The following is a 23,102-nucleotide window of genomic DNA, read 5'->3' as shown; positions in this document are numbered from 1 at the left end:
AGAGTATGAAGAGCTCCGGGCTGCGAGGAAGAAGAAGCGAGAGCTGGGAAGGCAGATTGGTGCCCCCCCGAAGCCCCTCTATTAGGTGGCCTAAATCCTTCTGGCTTTAACTGAATGATTCATGATTTCGCCTATGGAGTGGGTGTGAAAATTTATCAGGTCAGGATTACTGCGAGTGCCCAGGGGCAGCTGGATGCATGGGAGTTTGAGCATTCCCAAAAATTTGATTGGTCCGCAGCTGACGCTTACATCGATGATTTCGTCGAGGATGCTCGCACGCTATCGGACAACCCCCTGCGTGGGACGCTTGTGACGGTTGGGGGAAATGTTTTTCGACAAATTACTGGTTCGAGGACTCTGTGCCGCATCTCATATGATGTGGATGAAGATTGTGCGTATGTGGATGTTCTTGATTTTCGCCGTGCCAGTAAGTAGAAAGTATCAGTCAGTTTGAGGGTCTATTGCTGGAGTGATCTTAAGGCTGGCATTTGTCTCGTACGGATCGCCGTAGTTCCAGTCCCGGCATGTACGGATTGGTCTGATTCCTGCTTGCCCACCATTCGGTGCGAATCCATCCTTCCAGTGTTCCCTGACAGAAGCAGCGACCCCCTTAATGACCTCGAGGCAGAATGCCGCGTCAAATTGGGTCTGAGATTCAATAGCATGCACAATTCTCCAGCGCTATGGAACGCAGGGGCGTTGTGCAGACCCGGGGCGTTGGGAACCGCGCGCGGTTGAAGCCCCTGGGACGCTTGACGAGCGTCGCGCTCGAATGGGCCTGGCGCCCATGGCGGAGTATCAAGCGATGGTCTCCAGGCATTGCGAGCAGTTTGGGCGTTAAGATCGGATCAGCAGCTGCGGCGCTGCACGGGAACAGGCTGGGGTGAGGCCGGTTCTCCGGCATGGGGAGTTGAGAGCCCCGAGCAGTTCCGGTGCCCCGTCGCGGTGTTGCAGGGCGTGCGGGTCGGCAACTACGTAGCGAGGGAGATGCATGGGGGCTTTCGTGGGTCGCGCGAAGAGGTGGCTTGGGACGGCGCTCGCACTTGGCGCTTTCAGCCTGCCCGTGGGGGCGAGCAACCCGGAAGCGGCGTCGCACGCCTCGGCTGCAGCTCCGCAAGCGGTGGACATCCCCTTCGAGCGCTTCACGCTGCCCAATGGGCTGCGTGTCATTGTGCACACCGACCGGAAGGCGCCCATCGTGGCGGTCCACCTGTGGTATCAGGTGGGCTCCGGAGATGAGCCTGCCGGCCGCACCGGTTTTGCGCACCTCTTCGAGCATTTGATGTTCCGCGGCACCGAGCATTACCGCGACGCCTACTACGGGCCGCTGCAACGCGTCGGCGCCACCGACGTCAATGCCACGGTTACGCCGGAGCGCACCAACTACATGCAGGTGGTTCCATCCACGGCGCTGGACCTGGCGCTCTGGATGGAGTCCGATCGCATGGGTCATCTGCTGGGTGCCATCGATCAGAAGGCGCTGGATACCGAACGGGGCATTGTAGAGAACGAGAAGCTGCAGCGGCGTGGCGTGCCTTACGGACTCGTATGGGAGCAGCTCTCCCGGTCAAGCTACCCGCCGGGGCACCCGTACCATCATTCGACCTTCGGATCCGCACGCGATCTGCAGGCGGCCACGCTTGCCGACGTCCAGGATTGGTTCCGGACCTGGTACGGCCCAAACAACGCGGTGCTGGTGCTGTCAGGCGATGTTGGCGTTGAAGAGGCCAGGAAGAAGGTTGAGTCCTACTTCGGGCACATCCCATCGGCGCCCGACGTAGCCAGGTCTTCCGTGGACGTCGCCAACCGGGCTTCCACCACCCGGGAAACCTTGTCCGATCAGGTCCCTCAAGCGCGTGTTCACCGGACATGGAACATCGCAGCTCGTGGGACGCCGGACTTTGATCAGCTGCGGGTGTTGGCTTACATCCTGGGAGGAGGCAATGCCTCCCGGCTGGGCAAGCGCCTGGTGCACTCCGATCAACTTGCCACTGACGTGACGGCAGAGGCAGGGGGGCAGCTCGGATCTCGACTCATGATCGTCGCCAACGTGCGCGATGGTGTCGACCCGTCGGCCGTGGAAACCGCCATCGAGGTGGAGCTTCAGCGTCTGCTGAAGGAAGGTCCCACCCTCGATGAGGTGCAACGTGCCCGGGCCGCGATGCGGGCCGAGTTCGTGAAGAGCATCGAGCGTAACGGTGGGATGGACGGAAAGGCAGAAGTGCTCGCCGCCTGTGAGGTATTTGAAGGCGATGCAGGCTGTTATCGGCGGTCCGCCGACGTGGTGGCATCGGCCACGCCCGACCAGCTGGTCCGCGTCGCTCGCCGCTGGCTGGGGCAGGGGGATCACATCCTGACGGTCATTCCGGGCGCCCGCGCTGCGTTCGCTGAGGAGGCCGAGCCGGCTGACGCGGTGTCCCACGCGCAAAGCCCAGGCAAAACCCATCGCGCTGCGGCACCGGGCGTGGATCGCAGCGCAGGGCCACCGTTTCCTGAAAGCTATCCGGAGTTGAGATTCCCTGCGATCGAGCGGGCGGCGCTGTCGAACGGCACCCACGTGATCCTGGCTCGACGGGAGGACGTCCCGCTTGTTCGCATGTCGTATCAATTCCCGGTGGATCCCGCGGCAACTGCGGGTCTGGCAGACATGGCGTTCAGCATGCTGGCGGAGGGGGCAGGGGATTACGATGCCTTGACGTTCGCGGCGCGCGCTGAATCGCTGGGGGCGGAGCTGGGTTCAAGTGTCGACGTGGGCAGCGGCGCGGTGACCCTGGTCGGTCTCAGAGACACGCTTGACGATTCGGTTGCGCTGTACGCGGACATGCTGCGCCGACCGCGCTTTGAGCCGGCAGCGATGGATCGCATGCGTGCCGCCAAGGTGGGGGCGCTTCGGGAGGAGGCGGCTAACCCACAGCGCTTGGCCACGAGCCTGTTTCCTGCGCTGCTGTACGGGCTCGATCATCCGTACGCCCAGGCCTTCAATGCACCGGGCACAGTGGCCTCCGTTGAGGCTTTGCGCCGCGATGACCTGGTGGAGTTCCACCGTGCCTGGATCCGGCCGGAGCGGGGCACGCTTGTCGTGGTCGGGGATACGACGCTCCACGAACTGATCCCGGTCCTTGAGAGGCATCTGGGCGACTGGCGCGGGTCGGGTGGGATCCCTGAGGTGCGCATCGACGACCGCCTGCCCGCGCAGGCGAGGCCACGGGTGTATCTGGTCGACAGCCCTGGCGCCCTGCAGGCTACCCTGGTGGCCGGGCAACTGGTCGCGCCGAGTTCAGACCCCCGGACGTTGGCCTTCGAGGTCGCCAATTCCGTCCTGGGAGGATCGCCAAGCGCGCGCCTCAACATGAATCTGCGAGAGGCCAAGGGCTGGTCCTACGGCGTGATCTCCAGTGCTGCCAATGCCCCGATAGCGCGACCCTGGCGAGTGGTGGCGCCGGTGCAGTCCGACCGCGTGGCGGAGGCCATGGCGGAGATTCACCGCGAGATTGCGGAGTACGCGTCCGGACCGGCGCCTGCCAGGCAGGACGAGGTTGCACGCTTCCGGGAGAGCCAGGTGCGGCGTCTGGCGGGTGGTTTCGAGACGCGGGAGGCCGTCGCGTCGGAGATCGCAGACATCGTGCGGTTCGACCGGCCAGAGGATTGGACCACACAGCGCAGCAGCGCCCTCCGACAACTCGATCTCAACGAGGTCCGGGCCGCTGCCGCCGCGCTGGACGCCAGCAAGTTGACTTGGGTCGTGGTGGGTGACTTGTCCCGTGTCGAGGCACCCGTGCGTGCCATGGGGCTGGGCGAGGTGATCGTGATTGATTCGCAAGGCGCGCCGCTGCAACCCGGGAAAGCCCGGTCGGGCGGGAGTGGAGTGAACTAGGCTCGGCAATCGGGTCTAGATTGCTTTCAAAGACCTCAGGTAAGAAGATTTGTGTGCAATGCGTCTTAGGCGTTCCGGCAGGCGAATGGGCAGCTCTGAGGAATCAGTGGCATAGGACGCCCGGCCGGGGTGGTAGCACCACAGTTGAATTGTTTGTCCAAGGGAGGGGTATGAACAATTACTCGGTCTACTTGCTGCGTGAGGACATCAAGACGGACTACGACGCGATCGCCGTCCAAGTTGCTGGCATTCCCGTAGTCGATGGTGCGTCGCACTACGGGACACTGTTCGTGAAGCCGACGGCACCACGGGAGCCGAAGTGGTCTCCCTTGTTTACGCCCTTTGTGGATAAGAAAAAGCTTGGAAATGTCCAGTCCTCCGCAGCCGTCCTCATCGTTCCTGTGGACAAGCGCCTTTTCGCCGTTACGTTTGGCCAAGGAAGGCATCTACTAAAGCCCGAGGCTTTTGAGGAGCGGTTTGGGCTGCTCGTAACACTGAACTCCGTGCGGCAGGATGCTCTACGTAGTGTGGATAAGCGCGCCTTCGTGGATGACCAGAACAGCCGTGTGCAAACCAGTCAGGCATCTGCTGCCTTGGAATTCGGCATCGATATCGAGCGCGACCTTATTCGGGGCATCGTTGGCTATCCCGATGCGCCTGAGATGGGGCGCCGGTTGTCCGGATCGGATGCCCTCAACTTCACCAGCAAAGCGGATATACCGGAGCTGAGAAGGCAGCTGCGCCGCTATCTTCGGGCCTACTCTTCCACCGATTACAAGGAGAAGTTTCCTTGGGTTGATCAGGTTCGCCAGCTAAGGCCCAAGGGTCAACGTGCAGTCGAGCTAGATGCCCTGATGGTGGAGAAGCTAAAGATCGCTTGGAAGCAAGGTGGGCGGGTAGAGGGTTGTTGGCTTGCTATTCCGGATGTGGTGGACTGGGCCCGCATCGCAGGCTTCAAGTTCACCCGCAAGAAGAACGAAGGCATGTCTTCGGATCTCCACCTGCCTGGCCTCGTACAAGCATATCCGGATGCAGAGCCGAACATTGAGTTCTTGCGATCCCGGCAGGCATTCGCAGTGGATGAGGAGCAGTGGACCATAGAGGACTGGCAAGTCTACCGCTGCATCCACTGTGAGCTGGAGGATGGTGGGAAATCTTACGTGCTCTCCGCAGGGAACTGGTTTGAGGTCCATGATGATTTTGCCGCAAGCATCGAAGAATTCTATGCGAACATCGCCAAGTTCCCTTTAGAGCTACCGATCTACAACCACGACGATGAGGCGGCTTACAACCAGGCCCTTGTGGACGAGAGCAATGGGGCGTGGTGTTTGATGGATCGCAAGCTTCTCAACGTGGGCGGTGTGCACGACAAAGTTGAGTTCTGCGATGTCTATGGGGCTAAGACTCTCTTGCACATAAAGCACTACGGCAGTTCCAGCGTGCTCGGTCACCTGTTCAATCAGGGATTGGTGTCAGCCGAGCTGCTTAAGTCAGACAAGAGCTTCGTGCAACTCGCCAACGAGAAGATCGATCCGGCTCATGCGCTTGATCTTCCCGTTGACGTCCCGCGTGATGTCAAGGATTACAAGGTGGTGTTCGGTGTGATAAGCCAGTCTGAAGCGCCAGGACTACATCTGCCATTTTTCGCCAAGGTTGTGCTCAAGTCTGTATGCGCGCGCATCCTCGAGCGTGGCTTTGGAGAGGTCATGCTTGCCAAGATCTCTGTCGATCAAGACAAAGTTAAGGTGAAGAAACTGCCGCCAGGTAAGAAGCCAGCGAAGCGCGGGCAAAGGATGGCACGGGGCGGCCACTGAGTCGTTTCAGCTGACAGTGTTGTCCTGTTCGGGTCTATTCGGAGTGCATTGTTGGAGGAGTGAGTATGACCAAGGGAAATCAAGCTGTGCGGAAGTCTGCCATCCCACCTGAAACGGATCTGGAGGGCCATCCATGGCCCAATGAAGTTCGTTTCACCCCGTATTGGGGTGACCTCTACTGGGGCGGGACGGAGGGGCGGCGGGTGCTCTTGCTTGGCGAGTCGCACTATCGGAGGGAGGGGACGAGCGATTCGCTAGAAGTGACCCGTCCTTTCACTCAAGACCATTTCCGAGAGATGGCCTTGCCGGTCCGGAACGGCCGTGACGGACCCTTCTTCAAGGCGCTCGATCTGATCCTCACCGGGCGGCAGGACTACCAACTCCAAGACGCCGCCGAGGCTTGGAGACGCGTGGCATTCCTGAACCTATCGCAGGCGTTCGCAGGTTCCCAAGCAAATCACCGGCCGCGAAATCAGGCGCTGCGCGACGGCGGGGACGTATTGGTTCGAGACATTCTGCCGGTGCTTCGGCCGGATGTGGTGCTGGTGCTCGGTCGCACAGCTTGGCGGTTCTTTAGTCATGGTGAACCGCGACCGGGCTTGGAGCCCTTCATCGCCCAGCAGGTGAATCGAGGGGCTGGCAAGCGACGCTACATTAAATCTCGGGAAGTCTGGTCGCTGGACTACACGGGAGGGTCCGCCCTGATGACGTGGGTCTACCATCCATCGTGGAACGTAGACACATGGCAGGATCGGGCGGGAGCGCTCCGGCACCTCATCTCATTTGCGAAACAGCGCTGATACTGTCAAGCCTCCCTGGGCAGAATGGAGGGAGGGCGGGCAACGGCAATGTCGAACGAATTAGTTTATATCGTTAGGGTATATTGACAGTCGTGGCGCGATGTTGCAGCTTTGTATGGCCGTTCCCTCTCAATGAAGGAGTCAAGTTATGTCGATTAAGCCTGGCCCGAAGCCGATAGCTCCCTCCACCGGGCAGCCGGATAAGCGTCGGCGGGATAACAAGGATACCCCCGGGAATACCCCTGGCTTGAAGCCTCACAAGCATAAGCCCGGCAAGTGACTTAAAGCGGATTGGTTGTCGGCGGCAGGGATCAAAAGAGCAGAAGTGCGACACTGGCCGACACCACTATGGCGCCGGCCTTCGTAGCTGTTGCCTGTTGTTGAAGTAATCGGTTTGGATATGCGCGGAAGCAATTGGCACTCTTGTCGTGTGGCGGCAAGCGGAGGGGCGATGTCTTCACCTGCCCTGAGAGTGCACAGCCGAGTGTTATGGTGAGGATGAAATCGCCGAAGTCCTGACAAAAGACTGCTGGTTTCTAGTTGGAATGCTCGGCGTATTGGATAGCCAAGACGATCCTGGAGTTCCAGACACCAGGGCGGCGTGCCCTGGAGTGTGGGGCATTCTGTTGGAAAGTGAAGAGCGGCATACTGCGCGCTCAGCTAACGCTCAACCCCATTGGCGGAAAAGAGGTCTTGCCGACGGGGTTGAGCAGCCTGCGTAAACGACTACTTACATCCTGCGCAGACGAGATGGCGCCATAGGCTTGAGTCCTTCAACCCACCTGTCGAAAATGAGCGCAGCAAGAACTTTATGGTTAAGCCTCTCGGATTCGCTGGGGGCGCGAACCTTGACGCTGATGTCTAGGTTGGCGCTGAGTTGCTGTTCCAGCTCAGGCAGCCGTGACGCATGCTTGCTGAGCTGCTTTTGATGAGTAGCGAGCAACACTGCTATATCAAGGTATAGCTGTTGCAGATAGATCAATCGGTCTTGCGTCGCTGCTGCCTTAATGGCGGACTTCGGCGTGGTCGCCTCGCCCCAGAAGAGGCCGCCGCCATTGATGACTTTGCTGATGTGGTCAATGAGCCATCCGCCTCCAGCGACTGCGCCCGTCGCCAGAAGGCCTCCGACAACGTCGATTATAGCTTTCTCCAGAACTTTCTTTGCCCAGGCTTTCCGTGTCTGAGCTGCATTGGCCGGGGACCCGCTGCCGGTTGCTTCGGTTGGCTTCTTAGTCTGCTTCTTCGCGGAGGTCTTGTTACTCGAAGATCTATTTTGGCCTTCTTCCGTCATTTTGCTCGTCCTTTTAATGGAAACTCTATATCGGTGGGTGGGGTTCAATAAATAATATACGAAGCAAGGCGCGATAGCCGATGCCGGCCATCTTCAGTAATCCGGTTAATTTGAATGAGACAACGAGGCTATAGCCTCATTCTGAGATGGCATCAGCCCTGGACTGGTCACAACGTGGTGGACTACCCGAACGCGCGCGCGAGCCAATCGGTAGCCCCTTCCAAGTCTAGCTTCATTGACGCGTAGGAGCGTCTCAAAAGGCGTGGAGGGAGGAGGCCGTCCCACTTCTGCGTGACCAGGTTGTTCGCAGAGTGAAGAAGCGCCTCTGGCGATGGCAATGGCATCTTTGCAACCCGCCCGAGCACCTTGATCACATCATCGAGACTCCTTGCTCCCATGGAAATTTCCACGCCCAGCCTACCTGCCTGAGAAGTGAATCCCTGAGCGTTCAAAAGGCAGGCGATGGCTTCATTTGCGGAGTCTCCCAGCCACGTCAGCAGCAAGGCGTCGCTGCCCTGGTCGAGAAGAATCTTCCCGTCGAGCCCCAATTGACGGTAGGCGTTCTGCGCCTCCTGCAGGAAGCGAGCGGCAGTTGGGTCCAGGAAGTCTGGTTTGATCTCTTGCTGATACAGCCCGCGCATCTTCTGGCGAACCTGCGTGTGGACCTGACCGCCCGTTCCATTGAATAGAGGCGGGGTCCCGCCCTTCGCAGCGGTCACGTAGATCGTCTTTTGGGCTTCGTCGATCTGCTCTACTAGCCAAGTGCGACCGCCAAATAGAATTCGTTGGCCGACGGTCACCAGTTGGGATACGGGGAGCGTGCCCAGTGCCTTGCCGGCGGCCACGATCCGGAACTCTTCGTCGACGCTGAAAGCGGCGTAGAAGGTGTAGTGGTTGACCAACTTGTCGCCGACCGGGCCGTGGAGCAGCAAGCCGGAGCCGTCTTGAATCAGGACCTGTTCTTGGCCAAGGTGGCGAAGCAACTCTGCGAACGCGTCTTGGGACAGCCCGTGGAACGGTCCCTGATCTGCGCAGAGCAGCTGATAGGCTTGGGCTGCCTTGAGTCCGCCGTACTGGGCAATGGAGGAGAGCAACTGCTGAACCAGCGTCGATAGGTGTAGCCCGTTGACCGAAGGCGGTTCAAACCACCTCTCCAGCAGTAGCAGTACGCAAGCAGTGGACTGAACTGTGTCCAGTCGAAGCCTTGTTTTCAACGTCGACTCAGCATCGATTGCATCTTCGATAACGTAGCCTCGCAACACCGCTGGCTCTCCAGGGCGGCGTCCGGAGCGACCAAGGCGCTGGCGAAGGCTGGCCACGGAAGGTGGTGGGCCAATTTGCGCGATGCTTTTCACCGCTCCGATATCGATGCCTAGTTCCAGGGTGTTCGTGCAAATTGCGCTTGCTGGACGACCCCTTTGCTTCAGAGCCGCTTCCGTGTCCGTGCGTATCTCTTTGGACAGACTCCCATGGTGTGGCCAGAACTCTCTCGGCCGGCCGTCCCGTTCGCTCAGCAGGTTGAGGAGGTGGGTGTAGCGTTCAACCTCCCTTCGGCTATTGGGGAAGATCAGGTTGTTCGTCCCTGAAAGGACCCGGTAGAGGTGCTCGGCCAGTGCAGCGGGAGCCGCCGGATTCTCGTCGGACCCGGCGTCAGGTGCGGGTTGTTCGTAGCCCTTGATGATCAGTTGGAGATCATTTCCGGTTGATGAGGCGTTGACCAGCGCGGGGGCAGCCCCAACACCCGGGCGTAGGAAAGCCCCAGCGCTCGAAAAGTCACCCAAGGTTGCCGACAGGCCCAGGCGGGGAGTCTGCCGCCGTAACAGCACGTCGATCCGGTGCATCAACGATTGGAGCTGCTTCCCGCGCTCGCTTCCAATGAACGCATGGAGTTCGTCCACGACAACGTAGAGGAGCTTGGAGAACGCGGCGCCTACGGAGGTTCCGCGGTTGCAGAGCATCGCCTCCAAGGACTCCGGCGTGATCAGGAGCACGCCACGGGGGTGCTTAAAGAACCGCTGCTTGGTGGAGCCCGATACGTCCCCGTGCCAAGGCCACACGGGGACTTCAAGGTCCTCGCAAAGCCGCTGCAGCCGTTCAAACTGGTCGTTGATGAGCGCCTTTAGAGGGCTGATGTAGACAATCAGGCCCTCCTCGTCGGTGTTCAGAAGGTGCGTGAGCGCAGGAAGAAAAGCGGCCTCGGTTTTTCCCGAGGCGGTGCTGGCGGCGATGATCACGTCCCGGTCGGCGCTCAGGACGAGAGGAATCGCCAATTCCTGGACCTCACGCAGCGCCTCCCATTGTTCGGTCCAGAGGTAGCGCTGGATTCGAGGGTGCAGCGATTGGAAGGCGCTGGAGGCAGTCATCGTTAGAGCCTGAACGACGCCAGCTCGTCGTCCTCTTGCACGACCAATTCGCCGTCGCCCCCGTGGTCAGCTGCCACCTCGACCGATCCGATCAGGTCCTGCCAGTCCACGCCCGGGTTCTGCTCCAAGACGGCCAAGAGGTTGATAAAGGCGGTGATCGTTGTGCGCGGGGTGCGGAAGAAGTTATCGCCGATTCGATTGGCGCAATGGGTCATGAACTGGTGAATGGCTTCATCGGGCAAGAGATACTTGCCCGCGTCGCCGGCAGCGTAGACATGGCGAATCTTGGTGAGCAGGACGTAGAAGTCTTCGGCTGTCAGGCTCGACAGTCGAACGACAGGGCCGCTGAAATCCACCAACCCGTTGGTGGCAAAGGTATTCTGGGCCAGGCGGCTCTGAAGAGCTTCATAGCTGTAGACGCCGCGGCGGGTATCCATCAGGAAATCCGGGGTGCCGCCCAGAACAAAACCAAGGCCAACCGCAGTGCCCTGCAGGGAGTCGTTGAGCATGCGCAGGAGCTGTTCGTAGTTTGCATTCCGAGCCTGGGCGTTGGCCAACTTGTAGAGGTTGACCAGTTCGTCCAGGCACACCAGCAGGCCGCTATAGCCCGCCAGCCGAACAAAGCGGCCCATGAGCTTGAGCTGGTCGTAGACCGATGCGTCGTCCACGATGGTTCGGACGCCCAGCGCTGCACGCGCGTCCGTCCGGGTGGCAAATTCGCCACGCAACCAACGAATGGCATCGGACTTGAGCTGCTCGTTGCCTTGTTCGAAACCTCTCCAATAAGCGGCGATCACGTCGGCAAAGTCATAGCCGTTCACCAGTTCGCTCAGCTGCTCGAGCTTCGCGCGAATGACCTGCTCGGTGGATACGCCTTGCGACTTGGATTCGGCCACTGCGGTCGAAATGAACTTCTCTACCACCCCGGGCAGGGCGCCTCCGTCGGGCTTGGTCCGAGTGGCCAAGTTCCGCATGAGCTCCGCGTAGAGCGACCGGGCCTGCCCCCCTGAAGCATGCAACCGCCTGTCGGGATTCAGATCCGCGCTGGCCACGACGAGCTTCCGCTCCATTGCAATGGCGCGAACGAGGTTCAAGAAAAAGGTCTTGCCTGCGCCGTACTCACCCACTACCAGGCGGAAGGACGAGCCGCCATCGGCGAGCCGATCGATGTCACTGACCAGGGTTTGCACTTCACGGACGCGCCCGACCTGGATCAAATGCTGACCGGCGCGTGGAACGACGCCGGCGCGCAGCGACTGGATCACCGCGTCGCGGTCCCTGGAACGGATTGGGCTGCTCATTGCTCGATCTTCTCAATGAATTCGGGGTTGATCTCCAACGGGTCGTCGCCGTCGGAAAATGGGATGTCGTAAGCGTCGAACGACGCATCGTTGATTTGTTCAAGCGCGCCGTCGAGCATCAGCTCCATGTCTGCCGCGCCATCTTCCAGTTCCGCACGGGTCCAGACGGGGCGCGACAGCATTAGCCTCAGCAACGCGCTGTGTGCCTGATCAAGCCCGAGCAACTGACCAGGACTCTCCTCCTCGGCACTCACCGCTTCCGCCGGCGCAAGATCAGGGGGAGTCGCTTCCTCGTCGGTGAAAATGTTGGCGAGCAACGCGGAGACTTGGGCCGTGTCCCGCTGAAGAGCAGCGATCCGGTCGGGATCGAGTTGGAATGCGCCAGACGCAGCCTTGGGCAATGCGCTGGGGGCTTTGGACGGGCGTGGGGCATGGACGTCGCTGAACACACGAGCGGGATCCACGCCCAGCGCTTTGTAGACGCGCTCCAAGAACCGGACCTCCTCTGGGGAGACCATCCCGTCGACTTGGGCGAGCGTGGCCATGGACCCGGCGATGGCGTCCTTTATGTCCCCGCTGAGCGGATCCAGCTTCTTGCGCAACGTAGGCAAGGAAAGCGGTGCCCTCGCCAAGAGATCAAGGTGCGCGCGCAAACGCCGTCGGTCACCCTCGCTCAGATGCGTCCAGCTTTCGATTTCGCGTGAAAGGTGCTCAAGTTCGTGGGCGCTGAACGTGCCATCAGACTGAGCGACCGTCGAGGCGAGTTGCAGGGTCAACTGGGCCGTTTGATAGGCCTGAGCGTCGGTTCGATGGGTTTGGTCGGGAAGCAGGGGGAAGAGAACGATCGGGTCGTTATCGCCAGGCACCCGCGCGCCTTCGAGCACATTGGGTTCGATGCCGACCTTAGACTGCTCCAGTGCTCGTGCGAGTTCCCGAATTTTGTCCTTGCCCAAGGTGGTTCCGACTGCCCCAAGCCTTCCCAATAGGTCAGTCAGCTTGATCGACAAATTGGCGGCTTGAACATCCGAAGCGACTTCGGCCAATGCTGTCCGCGTGGCCAGCGGCCAAATCTCTGACGGAAGCAGCAAGGTGCCCTCAATGGATTGGCGGGCCTCGGGGTTCTTGCCCACGAGCCGGCTGAAGGCTCCGAGGTCCTCCGAGCACTGAGAAACAAGTTCCTGCAGCGCCTTTAGGGGCGCTCGCAATGCGGTGACATCGGGAATATCACCGAAAGTCTTGGTGCCAGCGTCGGTTCGGTCCAGGGCCGGGTTAAAGGGGCGGCGTGTGAACTTCAGCTTGGTGCGGTTTTTTGGCAGCACCATTCCAGGGCCGAACGTCTCTTGATACCGCAGAGCGAAAAGGCGATCGAACTCTTCCGCGCAACGCGTTGCGGCGGTTCGCAGCGGAATCTCTGGATTGAGTCGCACCCACGCCGTGGCCAGCGCGGGGGGCACGGGGACTCGATCCAAGGAGCATTGCCCCAGGGCCAAGCGGATGTAGAAAGGCAGTTCGTAAGTTCGTTCGAACGCTGGAAGAGGCGCGTTGTAGAGCTGTTCGCCTGCTTCGGTCAGAGCCATCCAGTCGAGCAGGCTGTTGACATGACCGTGGACGTTCGGAAGCACGGCAGCATAAGCAGACGACAAACGGAGGAGCATCGCCTTGATAGCGGGCCAGTCTTGCTTGGAATCCGGATCGTTCACCGAATCCAGCAAGATGCGACGCTCCAATCCAAACAGGAACAATCGAACATACTGGATTGCGCAGCCGGGATCGGTACGGTCCGAAGCGAGCCACTTCAGATAGGCGTGGCGTTCAGCGGGTTCAAAATCTGCGTAGCCTCCCCAGTAGCGCGTCGTGGACCGGTAATCCCCGTATCGCCCAACGGCAAGAACGCCATTGACCAAGCTGGGCTCGTTCTCACGCGTGCCAGGGGTGGCCAGCCGCGGACCTGTGTAGAACAGGCCGCCCCGGATAACGATGCCCGCGATCTCGATCTCGTCCTGGGCGCCGAGCCAGCGGGTCTTGTCCCAGCCCTCGGGGGGGCGGGGTACTGTGAATTGCTTTGCCGGCGTTCCGGCGTCGATGGCCACCCGCCGGAGCTCATCGGGCAGCGAGGGAGGTCCCCGTGATGGAAGCGGGGGCGGCGGCGTCATTGCACCTGCGTCGCGGGTTCCGTTCGTGCGGGGAGGGTTAGTCTGCTCCGCGGCTCTTGAGTCCGAGTGCGCTCGCCCATCTATGGTGCCCGTCAAGGTTTCTCCCGAGGCTGTATCCGCGTTTGTGGCGGACTGGATCAGCGGCTCGACCAGCTCATCTTGCGAAGTCGCGGCCAAGCGCTGGGTCACGGCAAGTTTCGCCGCAGCGAGGTTGCCCGGGCGCGCGCGCTCAATGCGTTGCTCGTCAGGTTGGTAGGGGTAGGGGGTAGAAGGGTTTGCGGAGCCAACGGCCGTCAGCACCCGTGCGGCGGACTCGATGGCAAGGCGCATGCTCACCGCGGCTTTGGCGTCTTCCAAATTGCCAGGACGGGGCGGCGAAAGAGTCTCTGGGGGCGCTCTGCTCGGGGCCTGCGCCGAGGGCAGGGCCGAGCGACCCTCAGAGCCGACCGGCCGCGCATCTTCTGACACGGCAGCGCCGACCGATCCCGAGGAGGTACCCGATTCAATACTCGCGGGTCTCGCCGGTTGGGCAGCTTCTGCGCGGGGCTGTCTCTGTGCCGCCTGCCCAGATCGAAGAGCGGATGCCTTGATCAACTCAGCCAAGGTCGGCTCTGGAGCGGGGACCGGCTTGGCGGGAGAGGGTGTCCTTTTCGGGCGCATCGCCTGCCACTTAGCCCAGAGCCAAACGGCAGTGGCCACCGCAAGGACGATACCCAATCCGATCCAGACTTCCTTTGGCACCAATGCTATAACGACCAGGATTGCGACGATCCAGCCGCCTGCGGTTTGCTTCCTTCTCGCCATGTGGCCCCCTGCCTTTGGCGCTTCCTTTGGGGCATTGTAGCTCGCCCACTCCACGTGAGACGCGCATAGCGAGGACAGGGCGGGGCACCGGGATGGCCAGGGTTTCGCCCATTCAGCATTGGCGTCCAGGGCGCTGGGAGTGCATGCCCGAGGCCTTGACGTTGATGGCCGTGCGATTGCGCTGGGATAATCAGTGGGACGGTGAGGGGCGTGTTTCGTTCACCGCAAGCAGGTGCCGCTGCAGGGCTGCGACGATCTCGTTGTCTGGCAGGTTCTGGGCCCCGGCCAGGAAAACGAGTTCGGCCACTTGCCGTCTGCGCTTGGCGTCGTCGCGGCGCTTGATGGCCTTCTCCCTGGCATCCTGCCGCTGATGCGCCAGAAGCTCCCTGGCTTGAAGCTGGGCCAGCCGATGGGTCGCCCTTTGGATCTGATCGCGGTAGTGATTGGTGGATGACATGATCTTCTCCTAGTGAAGTCTCCCTCAGTGAAGCAATGATTTCTCATCCGTCAACCTATTGATGGCGACATCGCATTCGCACTTGAAGAAATCCAGAAAATCAGAAAAGGAAGATGCAAAAGCAAGGAGCGAAAAGCGCACTTAGGCATCACAAGTGATGCGTGCGCAAAGGGCTTCGCCCCTTGAACCCCAAGCCGCTTTGCGACTTGCCAACGGCAAATTCAAAGGCATAAAGAGCTCAAAGAAATGGAGCTCTCTGCATGGCGATCTACCACACCCGCGTCAAAACCTTCTCCCGTGCCAAAGGCCATTCGGCCGTTGCCGCCGCGGCCTACCGCGCGGGCCTGTCGCTTGTAGATGAGCGCACGGGATCGCGGCACGACTACTCTCGCAGAGGCGGAGTGGTCGAGAGCCGCTGGGTGGTGCCTTTGAAGGCGCCCGACTGGTCGCTCGACGCGGCCAGGCTCTGGCAAGCGGCGGAGGCGGCAGAGAAGCGAAAAGACGCGACCGTGGCCCGCGAGTTTGAGATCGCACTTCCGCATGAGCTCGACGGGCAGCAGCGCTCGGCCCTGACGGCGGACATCGCCCGCGCCTTGGTTGATCGCTACGGCTTTGCAGTCCAAGCGAGCATCCACTCGCCGGGCAGCAACGATGGACTGAATTGGCACGTGCACATCCTCGCCACCACCCGGCGCTTGGATGCCGAAGGCCTTGCGGACAAAACGCGCGAGCTCGACGGTGGCCCCTCGGGACGCAGCGAAGTGGAGTGGCTTCGGGCGATGGTGGCCCAGCTGACAAACCAGCACCTGGCCGCTGCCGAGATCCCAGTGTCCGTCGATCATCGAAGTTTGGAAGCGCAAGCGGAGGACGCGCTCGAGCGCGGCGACATCGTCGAAGCTGCGGTTCTCGGGCGGCGCCCAACGATTCACTTGGGCCAGCAGGCCTCAGCGCTGGAACGGCGGGGAGTGGAGACCGATGTCGGGAAGGTTCTGGCCAACATCGTTGCGGACAATGAGAGAGCCGTGCATCAGGCAGCAATTAGGTTTGAGAGAGCGGCCACGGACGCAGATCATGCGCATGGACATGCATTGATACCGCCGAACCGTATCGAGCTGGGGCCGAAATCGGGTGAAAGCTACATCGAGGACGTAAAGGGATTCGGTCGGCGAGGAGTTTTGGCCATTCGCACTCTTCCCAATGCGCCCGAACCATCGCTGCAGTCGCTGATGGAAAGAGCATGGGGACTTTGGCGTGACGTGGCGGCGGCGGGCCTTGAAGGGGCGCTTCGCTCCACACTCGTGCTTCTACGTCGCTTGGACTCTGCCATTGGCAACGGGAGCGTGGGAACAAGGGTGCGCAAGGATGTCCAGCGGACGCTGAGGGGCTTGGCCGCAGTGAGGCGACGAGCGACGGAGTGGATGCGGCGGGTGGAGGCTGAACGTCGGGCAGCATCGCTTCTGACGCGCGCCGAGAGGTCGTTAGAGGACTTCGTCGAGCAGCAGCCCCGACCAACAGGCGCTGGACTGGTGGCCTGGGCCCGGCGTCGGGGACGGCGCTTGGCCGCAGTTGAGCAGCGCTTGGATGCCTTGAGGGCTGCCCGCATGAAGATCGCGGGTGGTCAGGAGGAGGCTTGTGAGAATCAACTGACAGCCGCCGTCGCAGAGCTGGAAGCTACCAGCAAGGCCGCCCTGGATCGGTTGGAGGATCCGCTCCACGAAACGGGAGACCCCGCAAAGCTGACTGCATCCACTCAGCAGGCCACGCCTCGGCCAAGGCTTCACTGATAGGAACGAAAAGCCCCCGCCGTGGCGGGGGCTTGGGACGTTCAATGAAGCGTTGGCCGCTTGGTCGTTGGTGGCTTGGCCGGGGGCCTGATTCCCCGCCGATCAGCGAGCAGCTGGTCCAAGGGAGCCAGATCCCCTTTCACCTCCACGCGTTCCTTAGTTGTAGGAGTGGGCTGTGGCTGAAGGCGAGGCCTGTCATGAATGAGGTCGACTGGGTTTCCGCCTGCGCGCTGGCGCAAAACCTCGGCGGCGACCTCCAAGGCCACTCGAACATCTTCTGAGCGCTCTTGCTGAGTACGCTGGGCCGCTCGTTCGATGGTGCCGCTTAAAACCAGCGCGGCGATTCGGGTTTGTGGATCAGTCATGGCTCCTCCGCTGTCGATGCGTGCCCGTCGTCAGTCGACTGAGCTGTAATGTTGGCCGGTTCGATCGGACTTCTCCTTTCGGACCTGCCCAGAATGCGCTCCGCGAGATCAAGGGCGTCTTGAACATCCCCCAAGCGCTCCTCGCGAGTTCGATGGGCGGTGGGATTGAGGGTGCCGCTCAGAAGTAGCGCGGCGATTTGGGTTCGTGGGTCTAGCAATGTGCGTCCTCGGTTGGTGTGTGCTCGTAGCCAACCAGCTAAGTGAAAATTAGCAAGGCCACTCAGCAGGGAATTGCGCACAGAATTGCTAGTTAGTCGGAAAAGCTCTGCTGTCGCGGTGCTTTCCCTTGAAAGTCAGCCCGCGCGGCAACGTGGCGGTCTAATAGCTTGGGAGCTTGCAGTTGAGAGAAGAAGGTGGCTGCCCCGCTCTAAGCAGCTTGATGTCGGCTATGCGCTGAAGCTGTTGAAGATGATCCGGCTTGTTCTTGGCAAGCCATCGCACAACCGCTGCATTGTCCAAGAGGGTCGACCCAATGTGGGTTTTGACGATTTCGAGCTGGAGGCTGGCTGGGCCATAATTCTCCTCCAGCAGCTTCGTATCGGCTTGCAGCGCTGCCAGCTCCCGTTCCAAGCGTTGGAGCGCCTCGATAGGTGCACCGTTGACCGTCTTTGCTGCCAACGGCTCTATCAACTGTTCGACCGGCGTGTTTTGGAGAAGCGCGGTTGCAAGCTTGATCGAGTAATCTCCCAAATTCACCATGGTCTGGGCAGCATCGATCTGTCGGAAGGGCTTCATTTTCCGCAGCAACCGAAAGACGCCTGCGGCGGCGGGTTTGTCGGCCAGGATGGCGGTCGCTTCGTCGCAAACGCCATCCAGAAGCCGGAATTTGTCCCGGATGGAGCTGGCCGAGATGCTAAGCACCTGCGACAACTGTTCCACGGAAACCCCGCGCTCTGCTGCCCTGAGGATCATTCGGTGCTCTTGGACAACCGAAAGGCGGTTCACCTGCTTGTTGTAAGTGTAGCCCTCGTCGTCTGTTGAGATGAGGCAGGGGGCCACGGTTGCTCCCAGTTCCTTCAGAGCCTCCAAGCGCATTCGCCCATCCAGGACCAAGAACCGCCCGGCGGCGCCCCGGTCCAGGGTAACCACGATGGGTTCGACCAATCCCACCGTCCTGACCGAGCTCACGATCTGCTGATACTTGACGGAGGCTTTGGTTCCCGTGGGCATGGCCACGCTGTAATGGAGCTGCGCCACCTGGATGTCCACGCAATCCTTCTCAAAGCCCAGGCGTACGCCCGAAGGTTGCTTTTTGCTCATCGGGCCAACCCTCTGCGGGGCAGCAGGTCAGCCAGTGGTTGCGGGACGCTGGTCAGCCCTTCTGATTGGAGAACTCCGCAGAACTCTTTCGAGGCAAACAGCTCTTTGAAGATCTGGCGGGCCAGGAGGAGCGATTGCTGCGTGAACTCGGCCTTCTTCTGGATGCGTTGATGCATCTCCACGTCCCGTTTGTAGAGCTTGGCAAGGTCCTCGGGAGTCAGCTTCTTTCGCGGTGTGCCGTGAGCATAGGAGTTTGTTCCCTTCTTTCCGCTTCTAGCTCGATGAGCCAAGATATTTCGGACGACGGTCACCTTCTTTCCCTTAAGCTCACCGGCCTCGTAGGCGTCCATCAGCAACTGTTGCGCATCGCGATCATTTGCCCGGGAGATGTTGACTGCAAGGGCCAAGGAAATGTGGCCGGCCTCTGCGGCAGCGAGCAGACGTCGCTCTCCGCGCTCCATGAGGTTGGCCACGCTGTTCACCCAGGACGGAGTGCAGCCCAGCTTGGTGGCTATCTCCGGATCTGAGTAACCGCGCTCTCTGAGCACCTGGACCTGTTCCATGGTCTCGGCCGCCCTGGGCGTGCGGCGGGCGACGTTCTCCACGATGCTCATGACGTGGCCGGTATGCTCATCCACGTCCAAGATCAGGGCGGGGATCTCGCGGTGGCCCAACAACTTGCAGGCCTCAAGGCGGCCTTGGCCGCAGATCAGTGCATAGGGGAGGGACGTTTCATCAGGAGAAGCCTTGCGAACGCTAACCGGGCGCTTAAGTCCCACCGTTTCGATGCTTCGAGTGATGCCACGGTGGATGCGTTGGTTTCTGACACGCGGATTGGCGACGTGGATGTCGGCAATGGGGATCATCTGAACGCTTGTGCTTTTGTTCGTCATGCGGCCTCCAGCAATGCGGCCCGACCGGCCAAGGCGAAGAACTCCTCCAGCGTGTCCATGCGGTAGGCGTCCAAGGAAAAGCCGTTGTCCTCCATGGAGGGCATGCCATCGGGAGTGAAGTCGATGGAGGGAAGCACGTAGAAGTCATGGGCATGACGGTTACCGGGATCCATCCGGATCACTACAGTCAGATGCGGCGTCAGGCTTGCATCCAGTCGGATGCGCCAGCGGTTAGAGCCAGCGGGTGTGGGCTTGCACCGTGCGATGACGACGGACGTGAGGAGCTCACCGTTCACCCGCAGCAGATCAGTATCCCGGCATGGCTCGACCCACCCACCGTGTTGGGCGATGCCATCCACCACCAGCTGGACCATCTCGGGATGCCGCTGCCGAAGGGCGCGGTTGATCTCCAAGTAGGCGTAGTCGCGTTTGGGGGAGTAGCCAACCAAGCTATAGGCCCGGAGCAGGCTACCAAACCGATGGCGGAAGGCGCTGCTGGAGGGGGCGCCCTCTTCTTCGTCGATCAGCATCCCTGACAGCGCACCATGCCGCTCGAGCAGCGACCGCAGGGCGTCCAGCATCTGGTCGTCGTCCAAGTGGACCGAACGTGCCGCTATGACTGCTTGAACGCGCTCGAACAGATCAAGCGGAACAATGGCTTCAAACGCATGTTCCTTTCGCACCCACGCTTCCGGCGGGTTCTGAACGTGTTGCAGCTTCAGCTTGAACGAGGTCCGGTTGTAGACGTTGTGCCCGACGTATTTCTCATTCGTCAGTATTTGATGGATCGTCCCTCTGCTCCAGGGGCCACCCACTTCATTGGGGATGCCTTCTCGGTTCAGAACGGAGGCGATGACCCGTTCGGGCATAGCGTCCTTTAGAAACAGCCGATAGATCCGCAAGACGGTGGCGACTTCATGCGAAGGGCCGGGCACCAGGATCACACGATCGGTCTGGATGCTCTTTTGCTCTCCTCGAGCAAGCAGCGCCTTAGGCTGGAGGTGCTCATCCACGAGTTGGCGGCGCAAGCCATACCCCGGGGTGCCTCCTTGTCGGAACCCGTGCCGCACAATGTTGCATGCCCCTTTGAATACCTTGTCAGATAACTCGCGGCTGTATTCGGCGGCCATGCTGCGCTTGAGGCCAATCATGATGGTGGATGGCAACGAGCCATCGTTCTTGAACGCTTCCGCGCAATAGACGACCGGCACACCATGGCTCTTACAGGCGTGAACGTAAGCGGCGGCCTCGTCGGGGTCGGGGAAGCGCCCCCAACGGCTCACGTCGTAGACCAAAATAGCGTTGAAGCCAGGGGAGGGGAGCTTCACATCCCGGAGAAGGGCTTGAAGAGCGCTCCGACCTTTCAGGTTTAGTCCACTCTTGCCTGAGTCCTCGTAGGTCTGGACGATCTCCATGCCGTGCGCCTTGGCATATTCGGCAATTGCCGCGGCTTGGTTCTCCGTGGAGTAGCGCTGATGCTCGGTAGACATGCGCACATACTGGGCAACCGGAATGAGCCGATCGGGGGGCTGAGTAGCATCGGACACTGCGTGGTGCGAAAACACGGTCAGCGCTTCCCATGTAAGACTATGTATTCAGCGACCGTAGGCGGGTAGATTGACGGTCTTGTGACCGTTTGAGTTCTTGGCTGAACCCGTCCGGTTAGTGACGGATCAGAAGAAGGCCAGGTTCTAGGGCGCAGACCATGTATCGTGGACAAACAGATGGTCATTCCGAGAGAGCGGATGGACGACATCGAAGATGAGAACGGCGGGGATTACCCCCGCTATCATGAAGAGATCGAAGCCAGTGAGTTGGTGGCCGGCCTGATGAGTCTGGCTCTGCTCAGCGACGATTTGGCAATGGTTAGCCAAGCCTACAACGTGGCTGCTGTGGACAAATTCATCATGGGGTTGGAGATGCAATTCCTGCGCAGCCGCTATGATGAAGAGACTCCGCGCGAAAATAGGGGTGGCATGTTCTTATCTGCCCAAACCGAGATGTGGATCTTCGCCGCCTACGAGCTTGTCCGGTCCTGGCGGGAGCGGGCGAAGCTGGCGATTAAGCTTGCCGAGAATGGTGGGTTGGACGTCAAGATCTCTCACCTCGTTGGGAAGCCAGATTGGGATTACGGAAGCCAGATGGTGGCCCGCCAACTCAGTCAGGTCCGTGATGAGCCTGCGCTCGTTGCAAGACTTAAGGACGATCTGCGCCGGAGCCATATCCCATTCCACTTGATCGAGTGGGTGAGGGTTCAGCTGGCAAAGCATCAAGAGCCCGGTAACGCTAAGTCTTTTGTTCGCTCGCATCCGATGATGGATCGAAACACGGGGTCGCTTAATTATCAACTGACTCAGGGGCCTTTGATCTTGGCCACCATGAGCAGACGCGAATTGGCAGACGCGCTTCGGGACCTCAACGATCCGTCGGTCCCTTCAGAAGAGGACATCGCGTCTTTCAATAATTTCCGAAAGGCAAGAGCGGTGAGCATTGATACACCAGGAGAGTGACTCCGCCGCAGGTCCACGGGGGAACATCTGGCGACGGCAATGAGAGGATTACGCTGAGAGTGCTGGACCCGAAGGCGGACGGGTGTGACCTGGATGGTGTAAGTCTCGCGGGGCTGGGTGGGATCGCACGCCAAAAGGCCTCGCAGCCCCCTGTTGCGACAGCGTTGCGACGGACCAGTGATCTCGTGGCTGGCGTCGAAGATCCTTGCTGCACAAGGCTCTTGATGACTAAGATCTTCTTTTAGTCGTTTTGCTTCATCAGCGGGGTGTGTTCGGCGGACTTTTCTTTGGACATGGGGCTCGTGAATCCGGGGCGTCCGTTCGCGCCGGAGGGCAGCGGCAACGGAGTGGGTACAGGGCCGTCCATGGTAACTGCTGGGGCACAGGGCTGCCGCCACCGGTGGCAGGCGGGTACCGCACAGCAACGAGGTCAGGCCGGGACCAGGGTGATCTGCCGGTGGCTGGCGAAGATATCCATCACGATCTCGAAGTAGGTTGGGCCCTCCCCCCGTTGCAGGGCGTCCAGCTGGCGCGCAATGGTCCGCGTGTTGAAGGTGCCCGGGGCTTCCAGCTTGGACTGCAGCCACTGGCGGGTGGTAGTTCGTCCCAGTGCGGCGCGGCTGTGCTCGATATCACTCCAGATCACCGTGGCCCGCTCATGGCCGGCCAACACGCCATGGACGCCATGCAGCAGATCATCCAGGGCGTCCAGGCTTGGCCCGAGCTGCCAGTCCTCGCCGGCCATGAACACGCGGTTGATCTCCGCGTACAGGCTGGGGATGTCGTGAATGGCACAGCCCTCGATCTGCAGGATGAGCGTCATATGTCGACTGTAGCGTTGTTCCCTGTGCGTTGGACATGGCTGAGCGCCGGATGCTTTGGGGACCCATGCTGGGGTTTGGCAAACTTCTTTGCTGAGTCAAGTGCTCGGCACTCCCGTCGTGGCGCGCGCCGGTTTGCAGGGAAGAAAACGACGTGACCCATCGCCAATAGCAGGGCCATCAGCTGGTAGAGAGTTCGCCCGAAGTCTTCTTCTTCATTGATTGGTGCCATCGGCAGCAGGACCCCCTCGGGCGCGTTCAACTTCCACTGTCAGTGATGACTGGCTGGGTGATGGAAATAGATTCTCCTCCTGTATCATCGGCAATAAAGGTCTGGAAAATTGTTTCTGGGATGGTCAGTAACGTTGTATCTGCGTCTCCGGTGAGGTGGGGGGTAGTTTGATCTGTCCCCGTTGTGAGCAGGGTGAGGTGTTGAAAGCTCAAGTAAAGGATCGCGGCGTTCAGATATTTGTCTGCGACGAGTGCGATGCCGTGTGGTTCTCCTTCGCTGCTATAGGGGTCTCTCCGTTCAGAGACCTTGAGCGGTATCTT

Annotated in this window: 15 protein-coding genes; 6 read left to right on the top strand and 9 right to left on the bottom strand. The window is 60.5% G+C overall.

Annotation, left to right across the window (positions count from 1 at the left end):
- Positions 1–114 precede the first annotated feature (114 nt).
- The 4 genes from AC5P6H_RS10615 (at position 115) to AC5P6H_RS10600 (ending at position 6,488) form a co-directional block, all read left to right on the top strand.
- Entirely contained in the window at positions 115–435 is a 321-nt protein-coding gene (locus AC5P6H_RS10615; RefSeq protein ID WP_143568718.1) for a type II toxin-antitoxin system RelE/ParE family toxin, read from the top strand.
- A 556-nt stretch (positions 436–991) separates the two neighbouring features.
- Positions 992–3,874 carry a M16 family metallopeptidase gene (locus AC5P6H_RS10610; RefSeq protein WP_053442704.1) on the top strand — a complete coding sequence of 961 codons (2,883 nt, stop codon included), beginning with the start codon at positions 992–994 and terminating at the stop codon, positions 3,872–3,874.
- 170 nt (positions 3,875–4,044) lie between these two features.
- Positions 4,045–5,688 (top strand): DUF6119 family protein, encoded by a 1,644-nt coding sequence (locus AC5P6H_RS10605; RefSeq protein WP_053442705.1) that lies wholly within the window; start codon positions 4,045–4,047, stop codon positions 5,686–5,688.
- A gap of 65 nt (positions 5,689–5,753) precedes the next feature.
- Entirely contained in the window at positions 5,754–6,488 is a 735-nt protein-coding gene (locus tag AC5P6H_RS10600; RefSeq protein ID WP_053442706.1) for a uracil-DNA glycosylase family protein, read from the top strand.
- Between the two features lie 730 nt (positions 6,489–7,218).
- On the opposite strand, the gene AC5P6H_RS10595 is transcribed toward AC5P6H_RS10600, so the two are convergent.
- The 5 genes from AC5P6H_RS10595 to AC5P6H_RS10575 all read right to left on the bottom strand — a co-directional run bounded on the left by AC5P6H_RS10595 (position 7,219) and on the right by AC5P6H_RS10575 (position 14,857).
- Positions 7,219–7,779 (bottom strand): hypothetical protein, encoded by a 561-nt coding sequence (locus AC5P6H_RS10595; RefSeq protein ID WP_049433920.1) that lies wholly within the window; start codon positions 7,777–7,779, stop codon positions 7,219–7,221.
- Positions 7,780–7,961: 182 nt separating this feature from the next.
- A complete protein-coding gene (locus tag AC5P6H_RS10590) occupies positions 7,962–10,142 on the bottom strand; it encodes a DEAD/DEAH box helicase (RefSeq protein ID WP_019659222.1) in 2,181 nt (726 codons plus the stop codon).
- A 2-nt stretch (positions 10,143–10,144) separates the two neighbouring features.
- Positions 10,145–11,443: an ATP-binding protein gene (locus tag AC5P6H_RS10585; RefSeq protein WP_053442707.1), complete on the bottom strand. Its 1,299-nt coding sequence runs from the start codon at positions 11,441–11,443 to the stop codon at positions 10,145–10,147.
- The gene (locus AC5P6H_RS10580; RefSeq protein WP_279208551.1) at positions 11,440–14,400 is read right to left on the bottom strand and encodes a TerB N-terminal domain-containing protein; all 2,961 of its coding nucleotides are present in this window, start codon (positions 14,398–14,400) and stop codon (positions 11,440–11,442) included. The genes AC5P6H_RS10585 and AC5P6H_RS10580 overlap by 4 nt, the downstream gene beginning before the upstream one ends.
- Before the next feature lie 190 nt (positions 14,401–14,590).
- The gene (locus AC5P6H_RS10575) at positions 14,591–14,857 is read right to left on the bottom strand and encodes a hypothetical protein (RefSeq protein WP_053442709.1); all 267 of its coding nucleotides are present in this window, start codon (positions 14,855–14,857) and stop codon (positions 14,591–14,593) included.
- 260 nt (positions 14,858–15,117) lie between these two features.
- Here AC5P6H_RS10575 and mobQ point away from each other — a divergent pair, with 260 nt between their 5' ends.
- Complete coding sequence (gene mobQ / locus AC5P6H_RS10570) at positions 15,118–16,641, top strand: MobQ family relaxase (protein WP_053442710.1); 1,524 nt, start codon at positions 15,118–15,120, stop codon at positions 16,639–16,641.
- 743 nt (positions 16,642–17,384) lie between these two features.
- Here mobQ and AC5P6H_RS10565 read toward each other — a convergent pair.
- From AC5P6H_RS10565 to AC5P6H_RS10555, 3 genes are read right to left on the bottom strand one after another with little or no spacing between them, the layout of a single operon-like run.
- On the bottom strand, positions 17,385–18,326 hold the full coding sequence (locus tag AC5P6H_RS10565) for a plasmid partitioning protein RepB C-terminal domain-containing protein (RefSeq protein ID WP_053442712.1): 942 nt from the start codon (positions 18,324–18,326) through the stop codon (positions 17,385–17,387).
- Positions 18,323–19,219, bottom strand: coding sequence for a plasmid partitioning protein RepB C-terminal domain-containing protein (locus tag AC5P6H_RS10560; protein ID WP_053442713.1), 897 nt, complete (start codon positions 19,217–19,219; stop codon positions 18,323–18,325). Before AC5P6H_RS10560 ends, AC5P6H_RS10565 begins: the two co-directional genes overlap by 4 nt.
- A complete protein-coding gene (locus tag AC5P6H_RS10555; RefSeq protein ID WP_265349072.1) occupies positions 19,216–20,715 on the bottom strand; it encodes a recombinase family protein in 1,500 nt (499 codons plus the stop codon). Before AC5P6H_RS10555 ends, AC5P6H_RS10560 begins: the two co-directional genes overlap by 4 nt.
- A 249-nt stretch (positions 20,716–20,964) precedes the next feature.
- On the opposite strand from AC5P6H_RS10555, the gene AC5P6H_RS10550 reads away from it, so the two are divergent.
- Positions 20,965–21,729: a hypothetical protein gene (locus tag AC5P6H_RS10550; protein ID WP_143025182.1), complete on the top strand. Its 765-nt coding sequence runs from the start codon at positions 20,965–20,967 to the stop codon at positions 21,727–21,729.
- Positions 21,730–22,159: 430 nt separating this feature from the next.
- Here the strand turns inward: AC5P6H_RS10550 and AC5P6H_RS10545 are convergent, their stop codons facing one another.
- Complete coding sequence (locus tag AC5P6H_RS10545) at positions 22,160–22,552, bottom strand: barstar family protein (protein WP_111205787.1); 393 nt, start codon at positions 22,550–22,552, stop codon at positions 22,160–22,162.
- Between the last annotated feature and the right edge of the window lie 550 nt (positions 22,553–23,102).

Source organism: Stenotrophomonas sp. YJH_SMC_110, from assembly GCF_059369255.1.
Note: the sequence above shows the minus strand (reverse complement) of the source record. Positions and strands in the feature narration are given on the sequence as shown.